The 11,803-nt window shown below is 69.9% G+C and carries 13 protein-coding genes; 10 read left to right on the forward strand and 3 right to left on the reverse strand.

Features of this window, described 5'->3' with window-relative positions; all coding sequences use genetic code 11:
- Nucleotides 1–48 precede the first annotated feature (48 nt).
- On the forward strand, nucleotides 49–345 hold the full coding sequence (locus tag ACIRRY_RS50190; protein WP_403987336.1) for a hypothetical protein: 297 nt from the start codon (nucleotides 49–51) through the stop codon (nucleotides 343–345).
- A gap of 213 nt (nucleotides 346–558) precedes the next feature.
- On the opposite strand, the gene ACIRRY_RS50195 is transcribed toward ACIRRY_RS50190, so the two are convergent.
- Nucleotides 559–747, reverse strand: a complete 189-nt coding sequence (locus tag ACIRRY_RS50195; RefSeq protein WP_403987339.1) for a DUF6207 family protein — start codon at nucleotides 745–747, stop codon at nucleotides 559–561.
- An 8-nt stretch (nucleotides 748–755) separates the two neighbouring features.
- Between ACIRRY_RS50195 and ACIRRY_RS50200 the strand changes: the two genes are divergently transcribed.
- From ACIRRY_RS50200 to ACIRRY_RS50210, 3 genes are all read left to right on the forward strand, one after another.
- The gene (locus ACIRRY_RS50200; RefSeq protein ID WP_403987381.1) at nucleotides 756–1,031 is read left to right on the forward strand and encodes a hypothetical protein; all 276 of its coding nucleotides are present in this window, start codon (nucleotides 756–758) and stop codon (nucleotides 1,029–1,031) included.
- 499 nt (nucleotides 1,032–1,530) lie between these two features.
- On the forward strand, nucleotides 1,531–1,911 hold the full coding sequence (locus ACIRRY_RS50205; RefSeq protein ID WP_403987342.1) for a hypothetical protein: 381 nt from the start codon (nucleotides 1,531–1,533) through the stop codon (nucleotides 1,909–1,911).
- Nucleotides 1,908–2,606: a nucleotidyl transferase AbiEii/AbiGii toxin family protein gene (locus ACIRRY_RS50210; protein WP_403987345.1), complete on the forward strand. Its 699-nt coding sequence runs from the start codon at nucleotides 1,908–1,910 to the stop codon at nucleotides 2,604–2,606. The genes ACIRRY_RS50205 and ACIRRY_RS50210 overlap by 4 nt, the downstream gene beginning before the upstream one ends.
- Nucleotides 2,607–2,713: 107 nt before the next feature.
- On the opposite strand, the gene ACIRRY_RS50215 is transcribed toward ACIRRY_RS50210, so the two are convergent.
- Nucleotides 2,714–3,451, reverse strand: a complete 738-nt coding sequence (locus ACIRRY_RS50215) for an SDR family oxidoreductase (protein WP_403987375.1) — start codon at nucleotides 3,449–3,451, stop codon at nucleotides 2,714–2,716.
- Nucleotides 3,452–3,542: 91 nt separating this feature from the next.
- Here ACIRRY_RS50215 and ACIRRY_RS50220 point away from each other — a divergent pair, with 91 nt between their 5' ends.
- Both ACIRRY_RS50220 and ACIRRY_RS50225 read left to right on the forward strand, forming a co-directional pair.
- Entirely contained in the window at nucleotides 3,543–4,382 is an 840-nt protein-coding gene (locus ACIRRY_RS50220; RefSeq protein ID WP_403987348.1) for a LysR family transcriptional regulator, read from the forward strand.
- A gap of 293 nt (nucleotides 4,383–4,675) precedes the next feature.
- A complete protein-coding gene (locus ACIRRY_RS50225) occupies nucleotides 4,676–4,921 on the forward strand; it encodes a hypothetical protein (protein ID WP_403987351.1) in 246 nt (81 codons plus the stop codon).
- 547 nt (nucleotides 4,922–5,468) lie between these two features.
- Here ACIRRY_RS50225 and ACIRRY_RS50230 read toward each other — a convergent pair.
- Complete coding sequence (locus tag ACIRRY_RS50230) at nucleotides 5,469–6,410, reverse strand: alpha/beta hydrolase (protein ID WP_403987354.1); 942 nt, start codon at nucleotides 6,408–6,410, stop codon at nucleotides 5,469–5,471.
- A gap of 69 nt (nucleotides 6,411–6,479) precedes the next feature.
- Here ACIRRY_RS50230 and ACIRRY_RS50235 point away from each other — a divergent pair, with 69 nt between their 5' ends.
- The 4 genes from ACIRRY_RS50235 (at nucleotide 6,480) to ACIRRY_RS50250 (ending at nucleotide 11,690) form a co-directional block, all read left to right on the forward strand.
- Entirely contained in the window at nucleotides 6,480–6,956 is a 477-nt protein-coding gene (locus tag ACIRRY_RS50235; RefSeq protein ID WP_403987357.1) for a MarR family winged helix-turn-helix transcriptional regulator, read from the forward strand.
- Between the two features lie 860 nt (nucleotides 6,957–7,816).
- Nucleotides 7,817–7,972 carry a hypothetical protein gene (locus tag ACIRRY_RS50240; RefSeq protein WP_403987360.1) on the forward strand — a complete coding sequence of 52 codons (156 nt, stop codon included), beginning with the start codon at nucleotides 7,817–7,819 and terminating at the stop codon, nucleotides 7,970–7,972.
- 274 nt (nucleotides 7,973–8,246) lie between these two features.
- Nucleotides 8,247–9,692: a cation:proton antiporter gene (locus tag ACIRRY_RS50245; protein ID WP_403987363.1), complete on the forward strand. Its 1,446-nt coding sequence runs from the start codon at nucleotides 8,247–8,249 to the stop codon at nucleotides 9,690–9,692.
- A gap of 477 nt (nucleotides 9,693–10,169) precedes the next feature.
- On the forward strand, nucleotides 10,170–11,690 hold the full coding sequence (locus tag ACIRRY_RS50250; protein ID WP_403987366.1) for an MFS transporter: 1,521 nt from the start codon (nucleotides 10,170–10,172) through the stop codon (nucleotides 11,688–11,690).
- Nucleotides 11,691–11,803: the final 113 nt, after the last annotated feature.

The raw sequence follows: 11,803 nt of genomic DNA on the forward strand, positions 1-11,803 counted from the left end.
ATCGGTGAGAACACAGGCAACATCGCCGCGAACAGCCGCGACTTCACTATGAACGCCACCACCAACAAGGACGGGATCGACCCCGCGGCGGTCGTCATGCTCGCCCGCGCCCTGCGCCAGGCCGCACCGATCCTGCAGCTGCCGGAAGACGACGTCATTGAGTTCACCCAACTCGCCACACGTATCGAAGCCGAGGCCGCCAGCGGCTCGCCCGACCCAGGCAGGCTCCAGCGGTGGGGGAGCTCCATCATGGGCATCCTCAACTCGCCCGTGGTCAGCGGAGCGTTGGGAAGCGTACTCGCCGCGTACACCGGGATCGTTCTACCGGGCCTGCCTCCCGCCTAAATCGCATGCCACGAAGCACGCGGCGGACTCTCAGGAACTCTTCCTGGGAGTCCGCCGCGTTTCGTTATGTCTGCTGCCGCCCACTCCACCCCCGCAAGTGCGGCGAGTGCCTGGAATTTGGCGGTGGTGAGCTCGCGCGCCGCCTGCTGAGCCTTTCGTCCTGTTCTGGTTGTCAGTGGTGCCCCATAGCTTGAAAGCTGTGGACGACCACCCCTACGGGCCGGATTCCTGGCGCAGGTCCAGGAAGCAGCACAGCCGTACACCGGGCTTGCCGGGCTCCCGGGTCGTACGGTCTGCCGGTGCGATCGCGCACCGCGCGGCGAGCAACTCCTGGACCGCGAGCGCGGTGGCGTCGTCGGCGGCCGCGACCTCCACGACGGCCAGGGCCCGGCTCCGCCACATGTGCCTCGTTGATCGGCTTCATGCACGGCATGACGTGCCGGTGCCCGCGAAGGTTTTCCCCTCTCGTCGTCTTCACCCGGCGGGCGGGAATCGGCGCCGTTCTTCGAGAGGGGGCACTGATCCAGCCGTGGGCGGTCCGCCGTGGAACTGCGGGAGCGACGCTGTTCCGCCGCGTGCATCCGTACGACGAGGTGGAGTGGGAGCGTCGTGACCTCGTTATGACCAACCGGCGCGACAGCTCGGTCGATTTCGAGCAGCGCGGCATCGAGTTCCCCGACCTCTGATCGGTGAACACGGTCAACATCGCCAAGATGGGCGTCCTCGACGTCGACCGCCTCGACAGTGGTGGCCATGCTGTACCTGCTCGATGGTCTCCCAGATGGACAACGGTAGTTGCTTTCGAGAGGTCGCGCCAAACGCGCGTTCGAGTGAAGGGCGCGAACTGCTGGCCTCAGTCACGTGTCTGGGTGTATGGCCACGCGACACCTTGCGGACAAGAAGATCAGGTCCAGGCCTTATCCGTGCGGGAGTTCCCTGCGGATGTGCCATGTGGCGCCCACGGTATCTCCGCTTCCTGTGGCGGTTGGTGCCCGGTTATACAGGAAGCTCAGAGCGCGGCGATGACGGTATCTGGCAAAACGGGCAGTTCGGTCAGGGTTTTCCTGCCCTGCTGAGGGTCTTTCGGGCGCTGTGAGCGGCGAACGGGTGTCACGGGGGACAGTTCGTCCCCGCTCTGCTGCTCCTGTGCCTCGCTCAGGAGCCGTGACCCACTATCGTTGTCCCATGGATGCGTACGGTCCCGGGCACCAGCACACCGCAGAGCGTGAGGCGTCCGCGCCTTCCCGTTGGGGCCCGGCATCCGGCCAGTTGCCGTCGAGCCTCGTCGAGCTGGCCGGCCCCACCTGCGGCCTTGTGGATCTGCCTTTGCATCTCGCCTGGTCCGGGCTGCGCACCTTCGATCTGGGCGATGACAAGTTGCTCCTTGGCATGTACCGCATCGTCCTGAGCACGGGCCTGCGCGACGACTACCTCCAGTTCCTGGACGGTGACCTCCTGGCCTCGCACTGGCCCCGGCTGCGGAAAATGGTCGGCCGCGGCGTCCGCACGGCATGGGAGGACGCCTTTCCTCCGTTGCGCCCGCGCGCTGGCCAGGCTGCCGCGTGAACCACCAGGGGCTGCCGGATCTCCCCGCGCACCACCGTCGGCTCCTCATCGACACCCTCGACCTGGGCCGCCCCTACGGGCTCGCCCTCATGGGCGGCTACGCAGTCCAGGCGCACGGCATCGTCCATCGCCCCAGCCAGGATCTCGACTTTGCAACCACCCACCCCACCGCGCTGCCGCAGATCGCCGACCATCTGACGCAAGGACTGAGTGCACGCGGCTGGCAGGTCTCTGCGCTGCATGCCGCGCCTCTCAAGGCACGCTTCCTGGCCACCGACCCCGACAGCGGACAGTCCTGCGAAGTCGACCTCCTCAAGGAGGTGCTCTGGCAGCCACCGGTGGTGCTGGGACTCGGCCCGGTCATCGCCCTGGAGGACCTCATCGGGACCAAGGTGCGGGCGCTGGGAGACCGCGGACTGCCACGCGATGTGATCGATGTGCATGCGGCGTCCGAGCAGTTCAGCAGTGGCGAACTGGAGGCGCTGGGGGCGCGCCGCCCTGAGGAGTTCGACCTCCAGGAACTGCACGATCGCCTGGAATCGGTGGCATGGGTGAGCGATGCCGAGTTCGAAGCCTACGGTCTGAACCCCGCACGTATCGCGGAGCTCCGGCACTGGGCCCAACACTGGCAGAACGACCTCGCCCAGCGTCTCGCTGAGCCGTTTACCGACAGCGACGACGTCGGCGGGTACTGATCCGCCGACGGCCTGGCGGCCCGCCTTCTCGAAGGAGTCGCGTAGTGCTGGTGGCGGCCGTTTCGTCGTCCGGTGGTGTGCTGGCCGGTGGGGAACGCCTCAGAACCTCACCATGGCACGACTCCGTTGTCGTCGAACATCTGGCCAGTGGGCCCGTCGTCGGGAAGAGCGGCCAACCGGACGGCGATCGCCGCGCCCTGTTCAGGGGTTTGCGTACCGCTGAACCCGTTGAGGTCGGTGGCCACGTAGCCGGGGCAGACGTTGTTGATCAGAATGTTGGTGCCGCTCAGTTCCTTGGCGTACTGGATGGTGACGGCGTTGAGGAAGGTCTTCGTCGGCGCGTAGGCCGCGCTGATCCCTCCGAGGTCGACACCGGGCGTGGTCTGCAGGGCCAGCGAGCCGACATGACTGGACTGGTTGACGATCCGCGGGCGCGCCGAGCGGCGCAGCAGTGGCAGCATCGCGTTGGTGACCCGCATGACGCCGATGACGTTGGTCTCCACCAGCCGCCGCACGGTCTCCAGGCCGATGGTGGTCGGCTCCTCCGGCCAACCGCCCGCCACGCCCGCATTGTTGACCAAGACGTCAAGGCGTCCCGCCTGCTCCTCGATCAGCCGCGCCGCGGCAGTCACGCTCGCGTCGTCGGTCACATCCAAGGGCACGCCGAACGCGTCAGCACCCGCCGCGCGCAGTTTCGCCACGGCGTCCCCCCTGCGCAGCTCGTCCCGGGCGCCGACACCGACACTCCATCCCAATGCGCCAAGCCCGGCCGCGATCTCGTACCCGATTCCTTTGTTCGCGCCGGTGACCAGCGCAATCATCTTCTCGCTCATGACAACGAGCATGGCCGCGCTTCGACCGTGCACCAACACCCCCTCGGTAACGCACCAATACCCGAGCGACATAAATCGACCATCCTCGAAGTACGGTGTGCGCATGGAGATACGCGAGCTGCGGTACTTCGTCGCCCTCGCCGAGGAACTGCACTTCGGCAGGGCCGCCGAGCGTCTGGAGATGGCCCAGCCGCCCCTGTCCCGAGCGATCGCCCGGCTCGAACGACAGCTCGGGGTCACCCTGCTGGAGCGCACCACCCGCAAGGTCACGCTCACTGAGGCCGGAGCCGTACTGCTGTCCGAGGGCCGCACGATCCTCAGCGCGGTGACCGCGGCCGAGCGGCGTACGCAGCAGGCCGCGCACAACCGCCCCCGCCTCGTCCTCGCCGTCAAATCCGGCACAGCCGACGAGTTCCTGGCCAAACTGCTCGACGCCTACCGCGCGGAGCCCGGCGCGGCCACCGTCGATCTGCTGCTCTGCGAGACGCACCAGCAACAGACCCTGCTGCAGAACGGGCAGGCAGATGTGGCGCTGCTGCATCTGCCCTTCGATTCGGCGGCCGGACTCGACACCGAGATTCTGCACACCGAGGGGCAGGTCGCGATCCTGCCCACCTCACACTCACTCGCCGGCCGCTCACGGATTCGGACGGCCGACGTCACCGCATTGCCGGAACTCCCCATGGCGCGCTGGCCAGGCCCTGGCGGCAGTTACCCGGAGGGACCGGGCGCAGAAGTACGGAACCTGACACAGCTCTTCCAACTGATCGCGCTCGGCCGCACCACCGCGATCATGCCCGAGTCCGCCGCTGCCGATCTGCGTCGGGATCTCACCGCCGTACCGGTCCTCGACGCACCACCCGTGACAACGGTGATCGCATGGCCGTCGCAGAGCCGACTTCGCGCAGTCGCCGACCTGATCCGCGTGGCAACACGTCTTTGACCGGCTGCTCTGTATCTGCTCGAGTGGAAAGCGGCCGACTGTTCAAGGTCGGTGGCCTGCGCTCGCAGCCGCGCCTGCAAAGGGTTTGAGGCCCTGGCCCGTCTGACCGAAGAAGTCGGCTCCCTCGTCCCGCAGGCGATGACGCCCGTGCGTTCCAGGCCGTGTGGGAGTTGCTCGCCGCCGTGCACCGGCAGGATCCCGGGCTGCCGGGGGGTCACTCTCCGTGGTAGGGACGAGGCAGGCCGATCAGTTGAATCGTAGGGTCGTTCTTTGCGAGATGACTGAGTTCGTCGGTGAAGCCGGTGCCGCTGAAGCAGTACAGCCGTGTTGCCTCGGTGGCGGTGGCCGCGCGTGGGCCGCGGCGCACCGACGGCTGGTGGATCGTTCGAAGCCCGCCGACCAAGACGTTCACCGACCCCAGGTTCTGCACGGCGATCGTCGACCGGCTCACCTTCGGCGGCAACATCATCGGGACCGGCAGTGACTCCTGCCGCCTCGCCCGCACCGAAGCCAGGCAGCGCGCCACCGCAGACTTCTGACCACGATGGCCTGCGGTGCCACCGCTGTCACCGTTCCCGGACGCGCCACCACCAGCGCCCTGCCGTCCACTCGCTCGCCTAACCCGGGTTCGGAAGAGTACGACGCTGGAACTCGGCATCGATCTGCTCCATCAGGCGCCCCAGGTCGGCTCGGGCTCCCCTCGGAAGGTGCCTCAGAGCCACGGCCAGTGCATCGCGGCCGTCTTCTGCCTCGATACTGGGACTCTCACCGGGGCCGGTCAGATAACGTCCCGGCTGCCCGACGGCCCACTCGAATCGGCTGAGCGCGTCAGCAACGGCGTTCGGTCACAGGTACTCGGCCTCAACACGGCGAACAGCGGCCCGTGTTCGGGCAGATGCCCCCGGAATCCGGGGGACCGGCACATGTGCGGGGGCCGCCACCGCTCCGCGCGGACGGCCTTCGGGCGCCTACGTGGCATCGCCCTTTCGGAGGGGAACCATGCCGGCATACTGCCGGGGCCCACACCTTCGAGGTCGGGCCGACCGGCTCGGTCACGCTCCCCGTCGAAGATCCCGGCCGGGGCCATCAGGCTCGTTGCCCTGTGGCCATCGAAGTCGTTCGAAGCCGGCCGTGCTGCGTGAGGAAGAGGGCTGCGCGGTCCAGTGCCTGGTCGGCCTCGTCGAGAATGCCGGCGAAAGCCTGGAATACGTGCGGCACGTCGGCGGTGATGTCCAGGATGACGTCCACTCCGGCTGCCCTCGCGCGCGTGGCCAGGCGCGTGGAGTCGTCCAGCATGATCTCGTTGGTGCCCGCCTGGATGAGCATCGGGGGGAAGCCGGTCAGGTCGGCGAGGACGGCCGGGCTGAGCATGGGCTGGTGCGGGTCCTGTCCGGCGAGATACATGGCTCCGGTGTGTTCCACGGACTCGCGGGTGAGGATCGGGTCGATGCCTTCCTTGGTGTCCATGCTCTCGCCTGTGCGGGTGGCGTCGAGGCCCGGCGAGAACGTCACGATGGCGGCGGGCAGCGGGAGGCCCGCGTCGCGGGCGGCCAGGCAGGTCGTGACGGTGAGGCCGCCGCCGGCCGAGTCCCCGGCGAACACGATGGCCGAAGGGTCCTGACCGCTGTCGAGGAGGGCGCGGTAGGCGCTCAGTGTGTCTTCGATCGCGGCCGGGAAGGGGTGCTCGGGGGCAAGCCGGTAGTCCACCGAGTACGCCCCGAAGCCGGTCCTGGCGACGAGGTGTCCCGTCAGCGACAGTGCGCTTTCGGGGGAGCCGTACACCCAGCCGCCACCGTGGAAGTACAGGATCGTCCCCGCGTGCCGCCCGGCGTACGGGCCGTTGTCCGGCTCGATATGCAGTGCCGGCCGGTTGCCGAGAGCTGTCCGCGTGGTGCGGATGCCGTCGGGCACGATCATCCGGGCCATCAGCGCCTCGAATCCGGCTCGGATCGCCTCGACCGACCGGGGGCTCTCGGGGCGCGGCTGCCGCAGCATCGCGTCGATCTGCGTGCGCTGTTCCTTGCTCATTCTCTTCCCTTGCTCGTAAGTGCCTTCCATGGAACTAGATTCCACGGCATGTAAAGTAGACTATATGCCGTGGCATCCAAAGTGAGCAGTGAGACGGTCGACCTCCCGGGCTTCTTCGCCGACCTGGTCCGGTGCGAGACGCGTCTGTACAACGCCCTCAACGACCGTCTCCGTGAGCGGCACGGGATCGTCACCTCGCAGTTCGAGGCTCTGCGTCACCTGCGCGACCACCCCGGGGCCCGCGTGGCGGACCTTGCCGCCGAATTCGCCATCGGTATCGGGGCGGCCAGCAAGACCGTCGACCGTCTGGAGAAGCAGGGCTGGGCCGTTCGGCAGCCGAATCCGTCCGATCGTCGGTCCTCACTGCTGGCCCTGACCGACGACGGCCTGCAGTTGGTCGACGCGGCAGAAGGGACCTTCACCGAGCGGCTGTCCGAGCTGATCGCGGATGTGCTCAAGGTGTCCCCCGTGACGGCCGCCGCGCAGGCTCTCTCGGAGCTGCGTTCCGTCCTGGAGCGCGACCAGATCGGTACGCCCACAGGCTGACGCGTTGCGCAGCCCGGCCGGAACGGCAACGGCTGGGCATGGTCGCCTCGGCGCATCATGCCCAGGTCCGCGACCTCCTGCGCCCGGTCCAAGGGCCACTTCATCTGCGGGACCGACGCCCGCACCGGCCCGTGCCCTATACGGTCCAGCTCCGAGACCCGCGCAGCGGAGGTGGAGCCTGCGGCCCGCGGAGCCCATGGGGTGTGGGGTGTGGGGTGTGCGTTGGGGTGGGCGTGTTGGTGTGGGGCGGGTTCAGTTCCAGCGGGGGGATTTTGACGGTCATGTCGAGGAGGTGGCGGGCGGCCGGGGCCGTGTCCGCGTTGCTGAGGTCGTTCTGCATGCTGCCTTGAGGGCGTACTGGTTTTTGCTGTCGTGCTTTGCAGGGGCTTGGTTTCCTCCCCCGGCTGAAGTCGGGGTTCTCCTTCATGGATACCCTCCCCGGCTTCAGCTGGGGGTATCCATGAAGGGGGCCCCTGGTGAACGCGTTCACCGGGGTGGTGTGCCGTGTCCACGGCACCTGTGCTTTCGGCTTTTCCGGCTGGCTCGGCCTGGTGTCTGCCCCGCACCTGCCCGAACTGGAGCAATTGGAGAACTGGCCGAGCTGGCCGAGCTGGCCGAGCTGGCCGAGCTGGCCGAACTGGAGGAACTGGCCGAACTGGAGGAGTTGGGGGAACTGGGGGAGAGGTCGGCCGGGGACGCGGGCTTGTTGCTCTATTGCATTCTGGGGGTGTTCCTCATCTGTGAGGCCGTGGGTATCTTCAACGGGTTCAGCGGGAGGGTTCCGGAGCCGGCCGAGGGGGATCCTGGCCCGTCACGCGTGCGTCCCCGCGCAGGTCGACCACCTCATCCGCGTCGGCGGTGTGACCCGTGTGTCGTCGTTCTTCCGGCTGGTGTCCTCCTGCGGCGAAGGGCACTTCGTGCCGTGGCTGTTCTCCGACGTGACACGCGCCGGCTTCGAGACTGCCTTCGCGGGCCTGCGGGGCCGGGAGGGCTGCTTCGGCGGCTGCCCGTACTGAGCGGTCCCGCCCCGCCGGGATCCCGGGCACGCCCGCGCCCCGTCCGGATTCCGGGTACGCCCGCGCCCCGCGCCGCCGGGATCTCGGGCAGGCCCGCGCGCCGCCGGGATCTCGGGCACATCCGTGCCCCGTCCGGATCCGGTGACTGCACACAGTGGCCGCCGGGTTGTGCGTCTGTCCCCTGCCGGCGGGCTGCGGTCCCGCCGCGGGCGCACCGCCGGGCGATCCTTGCCTCTGCTGCCGGGCCGGTTCCCATCTAGGGAGGTACCCCGCCATGACCACTCATCAGACCTCGTCGCTGCTCCTGGGGCTCGCCGCCGTCGTGTTCCTGGCGCGGGTGCTGGGCGTCGTGGCCCGGCGTCTGAACCAGCCGGCGGTGATCGGTGAGGTCCTCGCCGGTATCGTGCTGGGGCCGAGTCTCTTCCATGGGGCGCTGGCCGGTGCCCTCTTCCCGGCCGGTATCCGGCCGCTGCTGGCCGCCCTGGCCGCGGTGGGTGTCGCGGCTTTCATGTTCCTGGTCGGTCTGGAGTGGGACGCGGCGGTGTTCCGCGGCGGCGGAGGCCTCGCCGCCGGTGTGTCCCTCGGTTCCGTCCTGGTGCCGTTCGGTCTGGGCGTGCTGCTGGCGCTGTATCTGATGGACGACTACGGCACGGGTGACAGGACGGCGTTCATGCTGTTCGTGGGCATTGCCGTGTCCGTCACGGCGTTCCCGGTGCTGGCCCGGATCCTCACCGACCGGGGCATGTCCCGTTCCCCGCTGGGTGTGGTGGCGTTGGCGTGTGCCTGCGTCGATGACGTCCTGGCCTGGTCGCTGCTGGCCGTCGTGGTCGCGGTGAGCGGTTCGGCGGGCCCCGGCCGGTGGCGCATTCTGCTGGCTGTCCCCTATCTGCTGGGCATGCTCTTCGTCGTGCGGCCGCTGCTGCGCCGCTTGGTGGGCTGCCGCCCGGCTCTCCTGCTGAGCCCGGCGGTGTTCGCGGCGGTTGTGGTGGGTCTGCTGCTGTCGGCCGCCGCCACCGAGTGGGTGGGCCTGCACTACATCTTCGGGGCGTTCCTTTTCGGTGTGGTTCTGCCGCGCGGTGGCAGCGAGCGGCTGCGCGGGGAGGTGCGCGAGCGGCTGGGCCATTTGAGCGGCACGCTGCTGCTGCCGGTGTTCTTCCTGGTCGCGGGTCTGCAGGTCGACCTCTCGCAGTTGGACGCGGGCGGGCTGGGCGCGTTGGGGCTGATCCTGCTGGTGGCGGTCGGCGGCAAGTTCACCGGCGTGTTCGCCGCGGCCCGTCTCAGCCGGATGCCGCTGCGGCAGTCGGCCGCGCTCGCGACGCTGATGAACATCCGCGGCCTGACCGAGCTCATCGTCTTGAACGTGGGCCTGCAACGGGGTTTCCTGGGCCGGGATTTGTACTCGCTGATGGTCGTCATGGCGGTGGTGACCACCGCGATGGCGGGCCCGCTGCTGGGCTGGATCATCGGCCGCCCCCCCGGACCCCGGCCAGTCCCGCCCCGCCGCGGCTGCGGCCGCCGCTCCCGGGGCCGCGGCCGAGCACTCGGCGGGAAGCGTGGGCACCCCCGCCGGGGGCCTGTCCGGCGGATCGGGCGGCAGGAGACCGTCGGGATCTGGCGGGCGCCGGTGAGCGGGGTGCGGGCGCGACCCGCCTGCGGCGTTGTCGCCGGTCGCTGGCGCTCCGCGCCGGACCTTCTTCGCGTCGGGCCCCCTCCGTCTTAGCGGTGGGCGTGCCGCATCCCGCGCCCGCGGCACGATCCGCCCGACAGGCCCTGGACCCGGCCCGCCGGACCCCGCTCCGGCCGTGGACCCCGGCACGCACTTCGCTGCCTCAAGGCTGCGGGTCCCGCCGCTTTGCGCCGCCCCCGGCGGCAGCCCTGGACGCCGGTGTCCTCCGCGGCACAGGCCCGCCCGCCGGCGTCGGTCAGGCCACAGGTCGGGGTCTTCGTGCCGGGGTCTGGCACGGCACCCTGTGCACCACCAGATCTCACCGCTGCTGCTGAAGGTGTTCACCTCCCACGCCGCTCCGTGCGGCCCGCCTCACCCGCGCCACCCCCGGCAACCCCTTGTTCCGCCGGCTCCGGGCAGCGGCCGCCCGCGGCCATGTCACAGCGCCACCCCCGTGTCTCGTCCTAAGGGGAGAGGCCCCAAGGCCCGTTCGCCAACAACGCCGGAACACGGAACAAGGAGAAGACGATCATGGCAGCACAGAGCGCAGCCGCCACGGCCGGGCCGAGCACGGGGGCGGCCGCGGACGCCCGGCGGCGGTGGCTGATCGGCGCCGTCATCTGCACCGCCTACCTGATGGTCGGCCTCGACCTGACCGTCATGAACATCGCGCTCCCCTCCGCGCAGCGGGCACTGGACTTCAGCAACGCCGACCGGCAGTGGATCGTGACCGCCTACGCCCTGCCCTTCGGCGGTCTGCTGCTGTTCTGCGGGCGGCTGTCGGACCTGGTCGGCCGCAAGCGGGCCTTCCTGATCGGCCTGCTGGGCTTCGCGGCCGCCTCCGCGGTCGGCGGCGCCGCGACCGACTTCGAGATGCTGGTGACCGCCCGCGCCTGCCAGGGCGCGTTCGCCGCTCTGCTCTCGCCCTCCTGCCTGGCCCTGCTGGCCACCACGTTCGCTGACCCCGAGGAACGCGCCAAGGCCTTCGGCGTCTTCAGCGGGGTCGTGGCCAGCGGCTCGGGAGTGGGCCTGATCATCGGCGGCGCGCTGACCTCCGGCCTGAGCTGGCGCTGGTGCATGTACGTCAACCTGCTGCTCGCCGCCGTCGCGTTCTTCGGCGGCACCGCGCTGCTTCAGGACCAGCCCAAGTCGGGCGCCCGGATGGACATCCCCGGTGTGCTGCTCGCGTCGGCCGGCATGTTCGCCGTGGTGCTGGGCTTCTCCAACGCGCACAACGGCTGGGGCGAGACCCCGGCCTGGGGCTTCCTGGCGCTGGGCGCCGCCCTGCTGGTCGCCTTCGCGATCTGGCAGACCCGCGCCGCGCACCCGCTGCTGCCGCCCCGGATCGTGCTCAGCCGCACCCGCGGCGCCGCCTACTTCACCGTGCTTCTCGTCGGCATCGGCTTCTTCGGCATCCTGATGTTCCTCGTCTACTACATGCAGACCATCCTGGGCTACTCGCCGATCACCTCCGGCTGCGCACTGCTCCCGATGATCGCGATCATCCCGGTGGGCACAAGCGTGGGCGCCATCAAGCTGCTGCCCGGGTTCGGCCCGCGGCCCCTGATCACCGGCGGCCTCCTGATCAGCGCCGCCGGCATGGCCGGCCTGACCCGCATCGACGCGAACTCCGCCTTCGCCAGTCACGTCCTGGGCCCCGTCCTCCTCGTCGGCATCGGCATGGGCCTCATCTACGGCGCCGCCCTGAGCACGGGCACCTCCGGTGTCGCACCCCAGGACGCCGGCATCGCCTCCGCGGTCATCAGCACCGGCCAGCAGCTCGGCGGCGCGATCGGCACCGCCCTGCTCAACACGATCGCCGCCACCGCCGCCACCGACTGGCTCGCCACCCACGCAGCAGGCCGGCCGACGGTGCAGGAGCTGCACCTGGCGTCGATCCACGGCGACATCCGGGTGTTCTGGTGGTGCACCGCCCTCCTCGTCCTCGGCGCCGCCGTCGCCGCCCTGTTGCTGCGCGGCGGCCCCCTGCCCGCACCGGCCGGCGCCTCCGCCGCCAAGCCGTCCGAACAGACCGAGGCGGCCCGCTCCTGACCACCAGCCCACCACCCGCGGGCACCCGCTGCCCGCCTGGCCGGCTGCACCCCGGGCACCCCCGGGGCCGCCGGCCCCGGTGGGGGGTTGCCGGTTGCCACGCAAGGCCCCCG

The organism is Streptomyces sp. NPDC101776, from assembly GCF_044766845.1.
Lineage (GTDB): Bacteria > Actinomycetota > Actinomycetes > Streptomycetales > Streptomycetaceae > Streptomyces.